This window comes from Anaerococcus sp. NML200537, assembly GCF_026131715.1.
Taxonomy (GTDB): Bacteria; Bacillota; Clostridia; order Tissierellales; family Peptoniphilaceae; genus Anaerococcus; species Anaerococcus kampingae.
Map to the genome: position 1 here is coordinate 23223 of NZ_JAMXSL010000020.1, position 16418 is coordinate 39640.

General features: G+C 37.5%; 18 protein-coding genes. 5 read left to right on the forward strand and 13 right to left on the reverse strand.

Annotation, left to right across the window (positions count from 1 at the left end; genetic code table 11):
- Positions 1 to 68 precede the first annotated feature (68 nt).
- Both NH288_RS06820 and NH288_RS06825 read left to right on the forward strand, forming a co-directional pair.
- Complete coding sequence (locus tag NH288_RS06820) at positions 69 to 920, forward strand: hypothetical protein (protein WP_265214155.1); 852 nt, start codon at positions 69 to 71, stop codon at positions 918 to 920.
- 47 nt (positions 921 to 967) lie between these two features.
- Positions 968 to 2962 (forward strand): DUF2971 domain-containing protein, encoded by a 1995-nt coding sequence (locus NH288_RS06825; protein ID WP_265214157.1) that lies wholly within the window; start codon positions 968 to 970, stop codon positions 2960 to 2962.
- Between the two features lie 54 nt (positions 2963 to 3016).
- Here NH288_RS06825 and fni read toward each other — a convergent pair whose 3' ends face one another.
- From fni to ald, 12 genes are all read right to left on the reverse strand, one after another.
- On the reverse strand, positions 3017 to 4030 hold the full coding sequence (gene fni / locus NH288_RS06830) for a type 2 isopentenyl-diphosphate Delta-isomerase (RefSeq protein ID WP_265214159.1): 1014 nt from the start codon (positions 4028 to 4030) through the stop codon (positions 3017 to 3019).
- Between the two features lie 2 nt (positions 4031 to 4032).
- The gene (locus NH288_RS06835) at positions 4033 to 5358 is read right to left on the reverse strand and encodes an LCP family protein (RefSeq protein ID WP_265214161.1); all 1326 of its coding nucleotides are present in this window, start codon (positions 5356 to 5358) and stop codon (positions 4033 to 4035) included.
- A gap of 110 nt (positions 5359 to 5468) precedes the next feature.
- Positions 5469 to 5810: a zinc ribbon domain-containing protein YjdM gene (locus NH288_RS06840; protein WP_265214163.1), complete on the reverse strand. Its 342-nt coding sequence runs from the start codon at positions 5808 to 5810 to the stop codon at positions 5469 to 5471.
- Between the two features lie 6 nt (positions 5811 to 5816).
- Positions 5817 to 6422 (reverse strand): isochorismatase family protein, encoded by a 606-nt coding sequence (locus NH288_RS06845; protein WP_265214165.1) that lies wholly within the window; start codon positions 6420 to 6422, stop codon positions 5817 to 5819.
- Entirely contained in the window at positions 6407 to 7042 is a 636-nt protein-coding gene (locus NH288_RS06850; protein ID WP_321161881.1) for a TIGR01212 family radical SAM protein, read from the reverse strand. The genes NH288_RS06845 and NH288_RS06850 overlap by 16 nt, the downstream gene beginning before the upstream one ends.
- Entirely contained in the window at positions 7030 to 7332 is a 303-nt protein-coding gene (locus NH288_RS06855) for a hypothetical protein (protein WP_265214167.1), read from the reverse strand. Before NH288_RS06855 ends, NH288_RS06850 begins: the two co-directional genes overlap by 13 nt.
- Complete coding sequence (locus NH288_RS06860) at positions 7319 to 7981, reverse strand: metal-dependent transcriptional regulator (protein ID WP_265214169.1); 663 nt, start codon at positions 7979 to 7981, stop codon at positions 7319 to 7321. The genes NH288_RS06855 and NH288_RS06860 overlap by 14 nt, the downstream gene beginning before the upstream one ends.
- Entirely contained in the window at positions 7914 to 8822 is a 909-nt protein-coding gene (locus NH288_RS06865; RefSeq protein WP_106461600.1) for a metal ABC transporter permease, read from the reverse strand. Before NH288_RS06865 ends, NH288_RS06860 begins: the two co-directional genes overlap by 68 nt.
- Positions 8822 to 9664 carry a metal ABC transporter permease gene (locus NH288_RS06870; RefSeq protein ID WP_265214171.1) on the reverse strand — a complete coding sequence of 281 codons (843 nt, stop codon included), beginning with the start codon at positions 9662 to 9664 and terminating at the stop codon, positions 8822 to 8824. The genes NH288_RS06865 and NH288_RS06870 overlap by 1 nt, the downstream gene beginning before the upstream one ends.
- A 183-nt stretch (positions 9665 to 9847) precedes the next feature.
- On the reverse strand, positions 9848 to 10372 hold the full coding sequence (locus NH288_RS06875) for a metal ABC transporter ATP-binding protein (protein ID WP_265214173.1): 525 nt from the start codon (positions 10370 to 10372) through the stop codon (positions 9848 to 9850).
- The gene (locus tag NH288_RS06880) at positions 10369 to 11343 is read right to left on the reverse strand and encodes a metal ABC transporter solute-binding protein, Zn/Mn family (protein ID WP_265214174.1); all 975 of its coding nucleotides are present in this window, start codon (positions 11341 to 11343) and stop codon (positions 10369 to 10371) included. The genes NH288_RS06875 and NH288_RS06880 overlap by 4 nt, the downstream gene beginning before the upstream one ends.
- Before the next feature lie 142 nt (positions 11344 to 11485).
- On the reverse strand, positions 11486 to 12595 hold the full coding sequence (ald, locus tag NH288_RS06885; protein ID WP_265214176.1) for an alanine dehydrogenase: 1110 nt from the start codon (positions 12593 to 12595) through the stop codon (positions 11486 to 11488).
- Between the two features lie 250 nt (positions 12596 to 12845).
- On the opposite strand from ald, the gene NH288_RS06890 reads away from it, so the two are divergent.
- Together NH288_RS06890 and NH288_RS06895 are read left to right on the forward strand one after the other, a co-directional pair.
- Entirely contained in the window at positions 12846 to 14228 is a 1383-nt protein-coding gene (locus tag NH288_RS06890) for an alanine/glycine:cation symporter family protein (RefSeq protein WP_265214177.1), read from the forward strand.
- A 17-nt stretch (positions 14229 to 14245) separates the two neighbouring features.
- Positions 14246 to 15073 carry a Cof-type HAD-IIB family hydrolase gene (locus NH288_RS06895; RefSeq protein ID WP_265214178.1) on the forward strand — a complete coding sequence of 276 codons (828 nt, stop codon included), beginning with the start codon at positions 14246 to 14248 and terminating at the stop codon, positions 15071 to 15073.
- Positions 15074 to 15116: 43 nt separating this feature from the next.
- Here the strand turns inward: NH288_RS06895 and NH288_RS06900 are convergent, their stop codons facing one another.
- The gene (locus NH288_RS06900) at positions 15117 to 15608 is read right to left on the reverse strand and encodes a hypothetical protein (protein WP_265214179.1); all 492 of its coding nucleotides are present in this window, start codon (positions 15606 to 15608) and stop codon (positions 15117 to 15119) included.
- 106 nt (positions 15609 to 15714) lie between these two features.
- Here NH288_RS06900 and NH288_RS06905 point away from each other — a divergent pair, with 106 nt between their 5' ends.
- Positions 15715 to 16284, forward strand: coding sequence for a DUF3783 domain-containing protein (locus tag NH288_RS06905; RefSeq protein ID WP_265214180.1), 570 nt, complete (start codon positions 15715 to 15717; stop codon positions 16282 to 16284).
- The last annotated feature ends 134 nt before the right edge of the window (positions 16285 to 16418 follow it).

The window sequence follows — 16418 nt, forward strand, 5'->3', positions numbered from 1 at the left end:
ATTTTGACATTTTTTAAGTTAAGTGTAAAATCTAGTCAAGATTTGTTTAAAAGTAGGGAGAAAATACAGTGAAGAAGATTGATAATATTAAAATTTATACAGGAACATTCATCCTAGGCATCCTAATCTTAGCTATTTGTTTTATCTATAGATATTCATACATAGATATTTTAGGCTTTAAAAGGCCCCTTGCCCTGGCCAGTGTAATTTGTGCAGGCCTTGGGATATTAGGAAGTCTTATTGGCCTTATAGATGGGGTAGATAAGCACTTTAGGTCACCAATTTTAGGGCTTATCGTCCTTAACCTTGTGCTGATTTTTACCTATCCCATCCTAATAAGCCTAGAAAAGGCCCTAGCCCCTGTGGCAAGTCCATACAAGACCACATCGCCTGAAATCGCTCAGTCTACAAAGTTTAAATCTGACTCATCCTTCATAATAGAGGGTAAGCTCTATCAATTCCCGCTAAAACTAAAAAATTTCACCCAAAATGGCTTCACCTATTCAACCAAGGATGAAAATGGCAAAATCATAGCCACAATTTCACGAGAAGGAGATTCCTACAATCCAAACCCTACCTGGTTTACAGATGGGGTAAATAACGAAGTCTACAAGGAATTTTACCTCCTGGAGGCCTACTTTAATATGGACCTGGATTCTATAGAAAATAAGGAAATTAAAAGTCTTAAGGCCTCAGTTATTAATAACAACAGGGACTTTGAAGTAAGGGGAGTAAAGCTAGAAGATTCTATCTATGATCTTCAAAACAGGTTTAAGGATGAACTTACAGAAGATCCAAATAATCAAAATGCGACTATGAAGGCCTACTACCTAGGGGCAAGTGATGGCTACAAGATAAAATTAGAGACCCTAAATGGCATAGTCCAATCCATAGAAATCTACAAAGAGTCTGACCTTTAGGGCAGGCTTTTTTCTTGGAGTATAATAGAAGAAAGGAGTATCAGCAAATGGAAATAATCGAAAAAAGTCTCATAAATTTATTAAAAAATGACTACAGTAAGTCTGGTAAAATCTCAAAAGAAAAGCTCTACGCCAAGACATATGCCTATGATGAGAACCTAATCCGCCTACTTTTATCGGATAAGCTTATAAGGGATAAGTTTTTTGTAAAAATAGATCAGACCTATATTTTTAAGCTCAATGAATTTTTAGATTTTATAAATAACCACGACCTAGTCTGCTCAAAAGAAGAGATAATAGATGATATAGGATATTTTTTCTACCCCTATGATTATGAAATAAAAATCGACGAGATCCCAACATCTTTCCTTGATAATATCTATCTAGAAAATTCTTCATGGATAGATTTTAAATTTCAAACCAAATTTCTTGTAAGATACAAGTCAAAGGATGAGAATAAGGAAATAAGAGAGCTTGGTCAAATCAAAATCTACAGGGAAGCTGATTCCTTTATAGATACATCCAAGGAAAATCCAATCAAAACTAGGACCTTTGACCTCTTAAGGGAAGACTTTGGCCACTATAGGGAAATTATAAAAATAAGTAATAATCTTACCGGCTATATTTCAGTCTTTGCAGACCCTTCTTATTATATAAGCTTGACAGAAAATCTGGGCAAGGATAAGACCAAAAAGGTTCTTGAAGGCCTAAATGACCTAATCCTTAAGAACACTTCCTATTTTGATAATAAGAATATGGGCTACCACACCCTAATCAAGGACTCCCTCCTTAGGGAATTTGATGGTTTTAGCCTATCCTTCCTAAAGATTGCTAATGTCTTAAATGATTTTTACGGGCCTTATAAGCTTATAGATATATTTGCCAAGGTAAACGAAAAAATAAAAACCGCCAGGTATAAGGAAAACACCTACACCTATGAATTTGTATCCCTGGCCCTTGACCAGCTAAAAGACATAAGCCAAAGCAAGGTCAAAAGGCCTCAAAGTTTTTATAGGAAATATCTTTCTTGCCTGGAAATCGAATTTAGGGACAGCCTAAATATCTTTTCAAAGCTCAACGACTTTTACAATAAAATAGGGTCTAGTTCTGATAAATTAGCCGCATTTGAAGAAGCTATAGTCTATGATATAGATCAATTGATAGAAAAACTAACCATAAAACCCTCTGATTATGAAAATCTCAAAAAGGATAGTAAAAATTTTCGCATAGGCCATTACACTTCCCTAGACAATCTCCAATTTCTAATCGATGATAGCATAGAAGAGATCGATGAAAAATATAGAAATAGGCTAAGACTTACCAATGCTAGGATGTTAAATGACCCGATGGAAGGCAAGGCCCTATTTGAATTTTTAAACGATGGAGATAGCGACTACCTGGCCAGGGATAATAACGGAAATAATAAAATCTATCTCTTATCAGCCTCATCTGCCGCTGATAGCCTGCCAATGTGGAAGCAATATGCTGATGATACCAAGGGAGTCTTTTTAGAATTTTCTAAAGAATTTGTAAAGTCAGTCATAAATGATAAGAAAATCCAGCTTATTAAGGTATTTTATATAGGCGATGGCAAGGAAGACCCACAAAGTGCTGAAATCTACGGACTTCTTAATAAATTAAAAATGGATTATAATTTCTATCTAGAAAAGATTAAGGAGACCTACAAGCTTGGAGAAAAAAATAAGTCCGAGCTTTTAAGGGCTATAAATAACGAAATTTATTTAAAACTTGATAAAATTTCCTATTATTTCAAAAAGGACCACTACGCCTACGAAAGCGAATATAGAATCCTTGTAGACCTAGACCAGGACCAAAACAGGGGTTATTTTAAGGAAATCAAATACACTAATAGGACCTTTCCTCTGCCATTTTTAGGCACCTACCTAGAAGATTACGACCTTAAATACCAAAGACTAATCTTTGGACCAAAGGCCATAGACAAGGACTACCTAGTCCCTTACATCAAATATTGTCTGGGCAAGGATATAGAAACTGTAAATTCAAACATAAGATATAGATAAAATAAGACAAATAAAAACTAGATGACAAGGAGAATTTTCCTGCCATCTAGTTTTTTAATCTAATAATTCTTTAAGTCTGCCTGTGACCTTATAATCGATCTTTTTAAGTTCTTTTATAGATTTAACTCCCAAGAGGGCCATGACTTTTACAAGTCTTTCCCTAAGCTCTAGAAGATAATCATAGCAAGCATCGTAGCCTCCAAGGGTCAAGTATCTCAATGCTTCACCGCTTATAGCCGTCATATCAGCTCCTATTATTAGGGCCTTGGCCATATCTAGGGCATCTTTTATACCGCCTGAGCCTATGATAAATAGATCTTCTGATAGGCTTCTGGCATCGATTATTGCCTTGGCTGTTGGCACTCCCCAGGAGTAAAACTCCTTGTAGTCTTCCTCAAAATCTCTCATATCTTCAATTTCGATGAAATTTGTGCCGCCAGAGCCGGCTATGTCTACATATTTAATTCCCATATCTAAGAGGGTCTTAACAGATGCTTTTGAAAGGCCATTGCCTGTTTCTTTTACAATTATTGGGACATCTAGATTTTCATTTAAATTTCTAATATTGTCCTTCCAGCCCCTAAAGTCCCTGTCACCTTCAGGCATGAAGAGCTCTTGGGCTAGGTTTAGGTGGACTTGCATGGCGTGGGCATCAATCATGCCTGCTGCGTTTTTGAAATCATCTAGGCTTCTTTCAGCTCCTAGATTGCCTATCCTTACAAGGTCCTTATCCTTTATGAGGCTAAAAGATTCTACCGAATCTTCTTCCTCAAGACCAATGGCTTGGCTGCCTAGGGCCATTGGTATGTTTAAGCTGGCACAGATTGATGATAGGTCTTCATTTATATCAGAGCTTACCTCGCCCCCGCCTGTCATGGCATTTATCATGACAGGCATGGATATCTTTTTGCCTAGGAAGGTCACGCTTGTGTCTATCTCGTCTAGACTTAGCTCTGCTAGGGAATTATGCTCTATATAAATATCATCTAAAAGTGTTCCCCCGATAGGTTCTGTCTTTAGATAATTTTCTATATGTTCATCTTTTCTTTGTCTTCTTTTACTTGTCATCTCTACTCACCTTCTGATTGACCTTCTCCATCTATGCTTGGCATAGGTTCATATTCTATTATGTTTGATTCATTGCCTGAAGGAGCTTCCTTGGCCGGACTTTGATTTGGTTCTGGTTTGGCAGGGGTTGGTCTTTCTTCTTCTACAGGCTCTGTGCTTTGATTGTGGCTAGGTGTCTGTTCATATTCTTCTTCATGAGAATTCTGATAATTGTAGTTATTATTTGAATTATTATTGGTGTTATTTTGCCTATAGGTGTTGCTGTTATAGTTATAATTATTATTATAAGAAGGAGCTTGATTATAGACTGGAGCCTCATTGCTTGGTTGTGGCTTGGCTAGGTTTGGTATGAAGGTTTTAGTATCTGGAGTACTTTCCTCACTACTTTCCTCTTCATCGTTTGTTACAAAACCTGAGTCTTCTTCCTTCCATTTTGATAGTTTAAAGTCAGCAAAGACCTTATCTCTTATGGCCCAAGTTTCTTCTACATCTGGTATATAGTAGCTTGTGGCATTTATAGTCTCTTCATGGCCTGGAACTGTGAATGTTTCTACCTTATCTGATGAGAAAGTATCTATATTTGATAAGAGATCAGCTATTACTGACATTGGTAGGTTGGTTTTAACATATTTGATGTAGGTTGAGGCTATTGTCATCAAATTCATTTGTTTAGATTTTTTGACTGCTTGGTCTACCATGGCCTTTACAAAGTCTTGTTGGGCTCCAACCCTTCCTATATCTCCTGTTAGATAGATGTGTCTAGTTCTTAAGTACCACATGGTCTGTGTTCCATCGAAGTGGTTCATACCAGGTCTAACATGAATGCCCCACTTATCTATTTCAACGCCTTCTGGCACTTGGTAATCTACTCCACCTATGGCATCAACTATGTCTACTAGGGCCTTGTAATTTATTTGAACATAATAATCTATGTCAAGACCTAAGAAGTTTCTTAGAGTCTGGATGGTTAGCTCTATACCGCCAAAGGCATGGGCGTGATTTACCTTATCAAAGCTTGTTCTAATCTTAACCCTAGAATCTCTTGGCACTGATAAAAGCTTGATTGTTCCATCCTTGGTGTTGGCCTTAAGGAGCATTATGGTATCTGTTCTGGTAAAGTCTTCGTTATTTTCCTCACCTGCTGCCTGGTCTACACCGACCATCAAAATTAAATATTCATTGTCACTTTTCTTTACGGCATTATCTTCAAAGCCACTGCCCGCATAGGTTGGATCTGTCCTTTGGTTTAAGAAATCAAGGGCAAATTTGCTGCCTATAAAAGAAAGGGCAAAGACAAAGACGATTGCCAAAATCTTTTTTATTTTCATAATTTTCCTTTACTTGTAATCTTAGGTCATTATACCCTAAGTTCTAGGCCTGATACAGAAATTATTAAAAAGATTCCCCAAGTTAATTTTAGATCAACTTGGGGAATCTTTTATTTTACAATTTTTATTACAGATGATTTAAGATAAAGACTTCCAAAGCCTTCTACCTTGCCATCTAAGTCGTGGCCATTTACTTCTTCATCTAAAATCCTTACATTTGTGACCTTGCTTCCTTGTTTTACAACTTCAGAGCCCATCTTAAGGTCTTTGATAATTGTGGCCTTAGCACCATTTTCTATAATATTTCCTACAGCATCTCTTATTTTTTTCTCTTCTTCTACGACTGTCTCTTCATCTGACCACTCGTGAAAACATATCGGGCAAACATACATATGGCCATCTTGGTAGGTGAAATCTTCACCACAGGCTGGACATTTTGGTAAATTTGTCATTTTTTCCTACTTTCTTAATTCTTTTACTAAATTTGAAATTAATTTGAAATTAGAATCCTTGCTGTCAATGGCTAGGTCAAATAAGATTAGCTCAGTATTTACAAGGACTGCTCCCATGTCTCTTAGGGAAGCCTTAGCACCATCTTTAAGCTCATTGGTAAATGATCCAATGGCATCATCTACATAAAAAACATTTAGACCTAAATCTAGAAGGCTTCTTATAGTTTGGTAGATGCAGATGTGGCCTTCAGCTCCTGTTACTACAACATTTTTAATATCATTGTCCTTAATGAAGTCCAAAACTTCTGGAATTAGGGCATTAAAGCTTGTCTTTGGGAATATTTTCTCATCGCAAAGCTCAGCAAGTATTCTCTCATCTGACCTGCCAAGGCCCTTTGGATATTGTTCTGTGGCTATGATAGGAAGGTCATAAGCCTTAAAGGCCTTTATTAGGCCGACTGTATTTTTTGTCACCCTCTCGCCTTCTTCTACACTTGTCATTAGCTTTGGTTGGATGTCTACCACCAAAAGTAGGGTTTTACTCCTATCTGTGTAAAGGCCATCACTAGCTAGGCTATTTGTATAAAATTTGCTGTCTAATTTTCTTTCCATAAATCCCCCTGTCTTAGGTCTTTTTCCTTTAGCATCTTGTCAATTTTTGTTAGAATCTTGCCCTTGTTCTTGGCCCGGGAAGGATAAGCTATAGCATCCCTCAGCCCATCTCCTGTTAGCCTATTAATTACTATATCCTTATCCAAATGAGTGAGAATTTCTACTATAGTATCTACATAAAAATCCTCTGTCATGTCATAAGAAAGGTCATTGTCCCTATAGAATTTTTCAAGCCTTGTATCCTTTTCTATATAGAGGTTGTGGATTTTGATTCCCCAGGGCCTAATCTCATTTATATAGTTGATGGCTTTTTTGTAATCATCAATATTTTCATAAGGAAGTCCTATTATCAAATGGACCAAGGTCTTAATTCCCCTGGTATGTAATTTACGAATTCCAAAGTCAAAAGTAGCATGATCATAGCCCCTATTTATAAGCTTAAGGGTCCTATCATTTACACTTTGCATGCCTAGCTCTACTATGAGAAAGGTATTCTTGGATAATTCTTCCAAAAGGTCAAGAACCTCGTCATTTAAACAATCCGCCCTGGTTGCAATGGCAAGACCTATAATATTTTCTTCTTCAAGTACACCATAGTAGATTTTTCTTAATTTGTCAATGGGCCGTAGGTGTTTGTAAAATTTTGAAAATAAGCAAGATAAGCCTCATCCCTACCTGCTTTTGACAAGCGAGCTTTCTGGTAGACTATTTGATCATGTAGGGATTTTTTCCCATAAGTCCACTCTCCCGACCCAGATTCTGAGCAAAATATACATCCATCACTTGATAAACTCCCATCCCTATTTGGACAAGTAAAGCCCCCGTCAAGTGGGAGCTTTATAATCTTTTTATTAAATTTAAGCTTCATATAGGAATCAAAATCCCTGAAGCGTTTTTTATTTATCTCCATCATCTTCCTCTAGCAAATATATATCTACGCAGGCCTTTGGCGAAATCCTCTTTTCTATGCCATCTTTTTCGATGATGGCAGTCATATCAAAAGGGTCAAATTTTACAATTTTTACCCTATCACCTATATCGATCCCCATGGACTCTGCATAATTTAAAAGACTACGCTCATCCCTTATCCTTCTTATGGTGTAGGTCGCTCCTGCCTTAGACTCGCTCATCCTCACTAGGTCGCGACCCGTGCCTTCGTTATTTATATAGATAACCGATCCGTGGGGACAATATTTAGGGTGGCCTAAAAAGTCATTTAGCTTATCTAAAAGATCATCCGGTGTGGCTGATTGGAGCTTATTTGCTATTTCGTGGACGTCTTTCCATGAATAATCCAAGGTCTCCTGGAGAAAATATTCCCAAAGTCTATGCTTAGATATTAATAGCCTTGCTAGGCTTACTCCCTTATCTGTCAGAAAATTTGTCTTATCATCCTTTATGAGGCCCTCAGTCTTGAGTTTCTTAAGCATCTCTGTGACTGATGGTGGGCTTATGTCAAGAGCTTGGGAAATATCCTTGTTGGTGATTTTATCATTTTCCTGCATCAATTTGTATATTATTGTTAGATAGTCCTCTCTTTGAGGATTGATTTTTTCCATAATTTCTACTCCTATCTAAAATATACTTCTTTATGATGATTAAAGCTAAATAGCTTGCCATATTGATTGTTGCAATCATACCTGTTATGGATACATTAAAATTAATGGCAAGATAAAAACCTATGCTTGGATTTATAATTGAAGCAAGAGTCGCTAACAAGAAAGCTTCCCTAAGACTTCTTGCAAATAAAAGAGCAATTGCAGCCGGCCCTATGAAAAATGAAATTACAATTATTGCCCCGACATTGTTAAAGGATGTAACTGCCACAAAGGATGTAATTGTCATCAGACTATAAAAGATAAGACCTGTTGAAATTCCAACAAGGGATGCAAATTCTTCATCAAAACTTCCTATCTTTAATTTCCTATAAAATATGCCGATGAAAGCTATAACGCATACTAGGCTTAAGGCCGCTTCAAGGATTGATTTTGACATCTCTATACCAAAAATTTCCGTCCTTATCATTGATGAGAAAATCACCTCGCCCATCATGACAATATCTGTATCTAGGTGGACATTTCTAAAAAATTTACTAATCAGGATGACCGCTATTGAAAATAGAAGGGGATAGACTATGGCTGTGGCATCATCTAGCTTGGCAAGTTTGAGCTTGCCAATAGATTCTATCAAAAACACAGTCACTAGGCCCATAAGGCTTGCCCCTAATATTAGAAGTGGACTATCCAAATCCCTAACTAGAAAAAAGGCCAAAACTATGCCGAGTAGGACTGAGTGGCTTATGGCATCTGTCATCATAGATAGCTTTCTTAAAACCAAAAATATTCCAAGCAGAGAACATGATATGGATGTGAGTATTAAAACTATGAGTGCATCTGTCATTACTTCCTCCTTAGAATTTTTATGATTTGGGCAAGGATGGCAAAGCTTGCCTGGATAATTATTATGGTAGGCCCTGTCGAAAACCCGCTATAGATTGTTGAAATATAAGAACCTATAAAGGCTGAAAGGGCTGAAATTACAATAGATATGGCCAAAACCCTGCCAAAGGAGTGTGAAAGCTTACTAGCTGCGAGTGTCGGTAGAACCATAAAGGATGCAATGAGAATAACCCCAACTGCCTTTATGCCCACACCTATGGTTAGGATTGTGATAAATAATACCAAGCTATCCAGGATTTTTGTATTTATATTTACCATATAAGCAAATTCCGGATCAAAGAGATAGGCCTTGATGTTCCTGTAATTTATGGCAAAAATTATCAGGGCAATAAGAAGAACTCCTCCTATTAGCCAGATGTCATCTTCCAAAAGATAGGCAGCTTGGCCGAAGATGTAATTATCTAGGCCTGCTTGCCTGGATGATGCAAAGGCTGGATTACCCTGAATATAAGACTTTAAAACAAGTCCTAGGCCAAAAAATCCCGACAAGTATATGGCCATATTTGCATCTGGGCCAATCTTTGTATTCTTGCTTGAATATTCTATCAAAAAATAGGAAAGAGCCGCAGATAGGCAGGCCCCAATCAATAGGACCCAACTAGACTTCATACCTGTTAGGATAAAGGCTAAAACTAGGCCTGCATAGGTCGAATGGCCCATGGCATCGCCGATTAGGGATTGGTCCTTGTAGACATTGATAATTCCCACAAGGCTTGCAAGACTTGCAAGGAGAATTGTCCCTATGGCTATGATTTTAAATGAGTATGAAAATAATACATCCATATTAGCCCCTAAATCCCTTATCTATCTGACTATCAATGCCATCCACATTAAGAGGACCTGAATATTGGACTCCTCCATTTAAAACTAGAAGGTGGTCAAAATACCTATTTAGACTATAGATATTGTGGTGGACTGATATAATTGTCTTGCCCTTGGCCTGGAGGTTTTTAAATTCCTTGGCTATTATCTCTTCTGTCTTGATATCAACTCCTGTGAGGGCTCATCAAGGATGTATAGGTCCACATCTTGGGCTAGGGCCCTTGCTAGAAAGACCCTCTGCTTTTGACCGCCCGAAAGTTTTGAAATTTGCCTATCCTTTAAGTCAGCTATGCCCATTTCTTCCATGGCATGGTCGATTTTCTCCTTATCTATAGCTCTTAATTTCTTAAAGGAACCCAAATAAGGGAATCTTCCCATCTTTACAACATCATAAACCCTTATAGGGAAGTTCCAATTGACCGAATCTTTTTGGGGAACATAGGCTAGGTCAAGCTTGGCATCCTTAAGGTCTTTGCCTAAAATCTTGACCTCGCCCGAGTCTTTTTTAATTAGGCCAAGAACAGCCTTAAGTAGGGTGGACTTGCCTGCTCCATTTGCTCCTACTATGGCTGTTCTTGAATTTAGGGGGATAGTGAGGTCTATCTTAGAAAGTACCTGGTTTTTTTCGTAAGAGACGGAAAGGTTCTTTACTTCAATTGCAGGTCTCATTTAAGCTTACCTACTATTAAGTCTACATTGTGTTTGTACATTTTTATAAAGGTGTCAGCTTCCCCGCCTTCTTTGGATAGGGAGTCTGAATATAGCTCTTGCCCCTCGCCTGATACTACCTCTGTTTCAAAACCTTTAGATTTTACAACATCTCTTAATTTTTCCATTCTTTCTGGATTTGTTGTTGATTCTGCAAAGATTGCCTTAATCTTGTGGTCTGCTATAAAGCTTGCTGTGTCTTCAAGGTCCTTATTTGATACTTCAGAATCTGTTGAAACTCCTTGTGGGGCTAATACTTCAATCTTATATCTTCTTGAGAAATAATTGAAGGCATCATGTGGGGTGATTAAATATCTTGACTCTTCTGGGATTTTTGCAAGCTCTTTTTTGTTATATTCATCAAGATCATCGAGCTCTTTTATATACCTGTCGTGGTTTTTGTCAATTTCTTTAATCACTTCCTCATCATCTTTATAAAGCTCTTTTAACTTGTTAGCTGTATTAGTGAAGGCCTCCTTGTATAGGTCTATATCAAACCAGAAGTGTGGGTCTACTATAGTCTCCCCATCTTGGTCCATTTGACCAATCTTATCCTTAGGGAAGGTCTCTGTTACTGCATAGCCACTTGCTTCTAGGGCATCTACCATCTTGCCTTCAAAGTGAAGTCCATGGTATAAAACTAGGTCGGCATCCTTTATCTTATTATAATCTTCAGGCTTTGCCACATAAAGGTGTGGGTCTTCGCCAGCTGGGATAATCATTGAAAGATTAGCCCTATCACCTATTAGTTCCTTTACCATATCGGCTATAAAAGTAGTTGTAGCTGTGATGTTTTTCTTTGAAGGATCTGAACTCTCTTCGCTCTTTACTTCTTCTTTTGTCTCTGCACTTTTGTCAGTATTATTTGTTTTAGCTCCGCAGCCTGCAAATACAAGTAAGGCTAAGAGGCTAAATAATATTTTCCTTGTCATAATAACTCCTTTTAAAATTTTTCTTAAGTTTATTATAACATCTTTATTTATTTTGTCAAAATATATTTTTAGGTATACCTAAAAACATATTCAAGCAAAGAAAAACCAGGAAAACTTAAGCTTCCTGGCATTTTTATTTTAATTAAAGATTTAATTCAGCTAGGTCGTGACCTGTATCTTCTGCTATTGATTCAAGGACTACCTTGCCGTCATAGAGGTTGATTCCACTCTTAAGTTCTGGGAATTTCTCAACAGCTGCCGCAAGTCCTTCCTTACCTATTGCCTTTGCATAGAGGGTTGTGGCATTTGATAGGGCGTAGGTTGATGTCATAGCTACTGCACCTGGTATATTTGCTACAGCATAGAAGATTACGCCGTATTTATTAAATACTGGATCAGTGTGGCTTGTTGCGTGATCTTTTGTGATATCTGTAGAACCACCTTGGTCTATAGCCACATCCACTACTACAGAACCTTCCTTCATTTTCTTGACTGTATCTACCTTTACAAGTTGAGGAGCACGTCTACCTGGGATTAGGACTGTAGAAATAACTAGGTCCGCCCCACTTACTGCCTCGTCTATATTTAGTGGATTTGAATAAAGGGTTTCAATCTTATCTGGGAAGAGGTTGTGAAGTTTGGTTAGGGCATCGATATTTACATCTAGAACTGTTACCCTAGCTCCCATACCTACTGCTATCCTTGTTGCTGCTGTACCTACTGTACCAGCTCCTACAATTACAACATGAGCAGGTCTTACTCCTGGCACACCTTGAAGGAGGATTCCCCTGCCACCTTCTGGTTTAGTTAGGTATCTTGCCCCTTCTTGGACAGCCATCCTACCAGCAATCTCACTCATTGGTTGAAGAAGTGGTAGCTTTCTATCCTTCTCTAGAGTTTCAAAACCAATTGCAGTTACTTTTTTCTTAAGCAATTCTTCTGTAAGCTCAGCATTTCCAGCTAGGTGGAGGTAGGCATAAAGGATGAGTCCTTCTCTTAGGTATTTGTATTCTTCCTTAAGAGGCTCCTTGACCTTGTAGATCATCTCAGCCTTCTCCCATACGTCAGCAGCCTTATCAATTATTTTTGCACCTGCTTCTTCATAATCCTCATCGCTAATTCCAGAGCCAACGCCTGCTCCCTTTTCTATTAAAACTTCATTTCCATTTTTAACTAAATCAGCCACAGCACCTGGTACTACAGCCACTCTAGATTCTTGGTCTTTAATCTCTTTAGGTATTCCTATAATCATTTTATATCCTTTCTTAATCTGTTAAACTCGTCTTTACTTCTACATTATACCGGTTTTAGGCATAAGAATAAATTCTTCTTATAATTTTTTTATAAAATATGCTAATTTCCTTGTCAATTTATAAGTTTATCGAAATAAATTTAGCGATGTTTTAGGGCTTTGCGAGTAGATTGACAAGAAAATATTTATTTTTGTAAATCATAAAAATGCGGATAAAATAATAAAATACTATTTATGAAAGGAGATACATATGAAAGATTTTTTTGAAGCAATTAATACATTTCTTTGGGGAGCCCCCCTTATTGTCGGCATTATGGGCACTGGCCTTATCTTGACTCTTGTTTTGGGCGGCCTTCAATTTAGAAAACTTGGCTTTGCCCTTAGGAATACCCTCCTAAAGGTGTTTGATAAGTCACATAAGGACCATGACGGAGATATTTCTCCTTTTGCGGCCCTTTCTACTGCCCTTGCTGCTACTGTCGGTACCGGCAATATCGTAGGTGTCTCCCTTGCCATTATCTTGGGTGGACCTGGGGCTATCTTTTGGATGTGGGTGGCCGCTATCTTCGGTATGGCTACCAAATTTTCCGAGGTAAGCCTTGCCCTTGCCTTTAGGGAAAATAAGGACGGACGCTTTGTGGGTGGACCTATGTATTACATTAAAAATGGTCTAGGAAAGGATGGCCTTGCCAAAACTTTCGCTCTTTTTGCTGGTATTGCTGTTTTTGGTATAGGTAATTCTACCCAATCAAACGCTATAGCAGGTGTCCTTAAGAGTAATTATAATATCAATCCTCTTATTACAGGCCTTATCTTGGCTATTATTGTTGGCTTTGTAATTGTTGGAGGGATCTCTTCAATAAGCAAGGTTACCTCAAAGCTTGTCCCTCTTATGAGCCTACTTTATATACTCGGTTCTATTTATCTTTTAATTTTAAATAGAGCCTACATTATTCCAGCTTTCAAGTCAATTTTCCTAGGAGCTTTTTCACCAGCTAGCCTTGGAGGTTCATTTGTGGGTCTTACTGTTAAGCAAGTTATTTCATCTGGTGTTGCTAGGGGTGTTTTCACCAACGAAGCAGGTCTTGGTTCTTCACCTATAGCCCATGCAAGTGCCTCTACTGACCACCCTTGCCGCCAAGGGCTTTGGGGAATGAGCGAGGTTTTTGTAGATACAATTATTATCTGTACCATGACAGCCCTAGTTATCCTTACTAGCCAAATTTCCTGGACATCAAGCTCTGATGCCTCAAGCCTTGTGGCAAATGCCTTTGCAGAGTCCACAAATTACGGGTCTTATGTAGTAAGTATTGGCCTTACACTTTTTGCCCTATCTACCATCATGGGTTGGGCTTATTATGGAGAAACCGCCCTCACCTATCTTTTTGGAGATAAGATTGTAATTCCTTATAGGATTTTGTATATAATCTTTGTCTTTGTTGGTGCAAATGTTGACCTGGGCCTTGTTTGGATTATTGCAAATATCCTAAATGCCTTAATGGCCCTACCAAACCTCTACGCCATAATCATGCTAAGCCCTGTAGTTAAAAGGCTTGCAGCCGACTTTTTTAAAGACCCTGCAAGGATAAGAAAATCACCTGCAGAGTATGAAGACCTCTTAAATAGAAAATAATATAGTATAATACTAGTATGATTAAATTAATTACTATTGATGTGGACGGTACACTTGTTACCCCACTTAAGAGACTCAGCAAAAAAAACATAGAAGCAATCGATAGGGCAAGGGATATGGGAGTCCATATAGCCCTAGCCAGCGGCAGGCCATATCATTCAATGGAAAAATATATAAGAAGGCTAGGCCTAAATAGAAAGGGGCATTTTACAGTCTGCCAAAATGGTTCATATATCTTTGATAATGCGACCGGCAAAGCAATTGGAGGAAATTTCCAAACTATTGATGATCTTAAAAAACTTGATGACCTAATGACTCCTTATGATGTAGAAGTATCCGCTATGGATGATATAGGTTTTTATTCAAGGCATAAAGAACCAAATTTTTATACTCAAATGGATGCAGCAATCAACCAGCTAAAATTAACTAGGATTGACTACGACAAAGTAGCCAAAGACAAGGACTTCGGTAGATTTCTGATTTTAGGCTCAAGAGCAAGTATAAATAAGGTCCTTAAAAACAAACTAAAGATCCTTAATGAAGATTATTATGCAGTCCAAACCGCACCCTTCCTCATAGAGGTAATGAACAAAAAAGCCAACAAGGGCCACGCCGTAAAGCTTATGGCAGATATGTTAGATATCACTCCTGATGAAATCATGTCCATAGGCAACGAGAAAAACGACATACCAATGCTAGAGCAAACTGGCTTTCCTGTGGCCATGGCAAATTCAGTCGATGAATTAAAAAAACACGCCAAATTCATCACCAAGTCTAACCTACAAAATGGTGTAGCCTATGCTATAAACAAGCTAATTGACAATAATTTAGAAATTTTTGCATAAAAAATGACTAAGCGAAAGTTTAACTTTTGCCTAGTCATTTTTTTCATTCTAAATAACCCATAGATCCTTTAAGGTCATTTTTAAGTTCATGTCTAATTTCTTCAAGCCTTTTTATAAGAGTTTCGAGATTTCTAAGGCTTACAACTACATCAAATTGCCTAAATCTCATCGAAGCCCTAAGGCCAATATCGGTAAATTTATTAGTCACCTTGCCCGATTCGCTCATCTTTGATGGCAGCCTTAAAAATCCTGCAAGATTTGTGTCATTATCAATATCATAAACCATGAGGTCAGCCTCAAGTTTAAGCATAGACTTTTGGACCCTGTCGATATTTTTGTTCATCTTATCAATCTTTGATCCCCTTATAAAATTGCCGATGAGATTGCCCCTAAGCCAGGAGCTTGCAGAAAAATCATATTTATTGTCAATAGACTGTAGGCTTTTTATCACAATAGCCCTAGTCTGACGCACCTTTCTTAAAATTTTATCAGTCTTAACTAGTTTTTTTTCTAAATTAATTACTTTTTCAGTCATATAGCCTCCTAGGTTCTTAAATAATTTATACCCATTTTTTGGAATTTGAACAAAATTTTATGATTAGTATAATTTATATGTATTTAGTAAAAGAAATGAGGAAAAAATGGCAGATATTTTATACTATAAATCCCACCTAAATAGTGATTTTGATAAATTTAAGCAAATTTGTGACTCTCACGATGTAAATATAATAGAAGTAGACGAAAAGGAAGTAGACCACCTAGTTGGCTACCTTTTAGGTCTTGAGGGCTTTGATGAAAGCAAAAAGGAAGTAATAGATGAAGAAGCAAATATCGACTTTGACTTCATCCTATTTTCTAATTTTGACAATCAAAAGATGTTTGATGTAATCGATGCCCTTAGAAATAATCAGGTCAATGTACAACACAAGGCAGGAGTTACAGAAAATAATATCAAGTGGTCCCTAAGAGAGCTTTTAATAGAAAATGACAGGGAAGCAAGGACTATGGGCCTAATACACAAGATAAATGGCCAATTAGAAAAGCCCTCAGACCTTAAGGAAAAATATGGTGAAGATGCCAAAACCAAGGCCCTAATCGATGAAATTAAGGCCTTTTTCAAGGATTCATCTATCTTTAGCATAGAGATGGCCAAGACCTACTACCTAAAATTATTAGATGAAAATATAAGGGTAGAAAACGAAAATAAATAATCACAAGAAAGGTGATGTTGCAGAATAGTTAAATCTATTCTGCAACATCACTTTTTTTCTCGGATATTTGTATTAAGTAATTTAATTATATAGAGATTTTTAAGGTGGGAATAAATTTTTCCACATTTTCCTTA

Excerpts from the sequence above, each read along its gene's own strand:
- NH288_RS06825 (WP_265214157.1), top strand. The coding sequence starts at position 968 with ATGGAAATAATCGAAAAAAGTCTCATAAATTTATTAAAAAATGACTAC.
- fni (WP_265214159.1), bottom strand. The coding sequence starts at position 4,030 with ATGACAAGTAAAAGAAGACAAAGAAAAGATGAACATATAGAAAATTAT.
- NH288_RS06835 (WP_265214161.1), bottom strand. The coding sequence starts at position 5,358 with ATGAAAATAAAAAAGATTTTGGCAATCGTCTTTGTCTTTGCCCTTTCT.
- NH288_RS06840 (WP_265214163.1), bottom strand. The coding sequence starts at position 5,810 with ATGACAAATTTACCAAAATGTCCAGCCTGTGGTGAAGATTTCACCTAC.
- NH288_RS06845 (WP_265214165.1), bottom strand. The coding sequence starts at position 6,422 with ATGGAAAGAAAATTAGACAGCAAATTTTATACAAATAGCCTAGCTAGT.
- NH288_RS06855 (WP_265214167.1), bottom strand. The coding sequence starts at position 7,332 with ATGGAGATAAATAAAAAACGCTTCAGGGATTTTGATTCCTATATGAAG.
- NH288_RS06860 (WP_265214169.1), bottom strand. The coding sequence starts at position 7,981 with ATGGAAAAAATCAATCCTCAAAGAGAGGACTATCTAACAATAATATAC.
- NH288_RS06865 (WP_106461600.1), bottom strand. The coding sequence starts at position 8,822 with ATGACAGATGCACTCATAGTTTTAATACTCACATCCATATCATGTTCT.
- NH288_RS06870 (WP_265214171.1), bottom strand. The coding sequence starts at position 9,664 with ATGGATGTATTATTTTCATACTCATTTAAAATCATAGCCATAGGGACA.
- NH288_RS06875 (WP_265214173.1), bottom strand. The coding sequence starts at position 10,372 with ATGAGACCTGCAATTGAAGTAAAGAACCTTTCCGTCTCTTACGAAAAA.
- NH288_RS06880 (WP_265214174.1), bottom strand. The coding sequence starts at position 11,343 with ATGACAAGGAAAATATTATTTAGCCTCTTAGCCTTACTTGTATTTGCA.
- ald (WP_265214176.1), bottom strand. The coding sequence starts at position 12,595 with ATGATTATAGGAATACCTAAAGAGATTAAAGACCAAGAATCTAGAGTG.
- NH288_RS06890 (WP_265214177.1), top strand. The coding sequence starts at position 12,846 with ATGAAAGATTTTTTTGAAGCAATTAATACATTTCTTTGGGGAGCCCCC.
- NH288_RS06895 (WP_265214178.1), top strand. The coding sequence starts at position 14,246 with ATGATTAAATTAATTACTATTGATGTGGACGGTACACTTGTTACCCCA.
- NH288_RS06900 (WP_265214179.1), bottom strand. The coding sequence starts at position 15,608 with ATGACTGAAAAAGTAATTAATTTAGAAAAAAAACTAGTTAAGACTGAT.
- NH288_RS06905 (WP_265214180.1), top strand. The coding sequence starts at position 15,715 with ATGGCAGATATTTTATACTATAAATCCCACCTAAATAGTGATTTTGAT.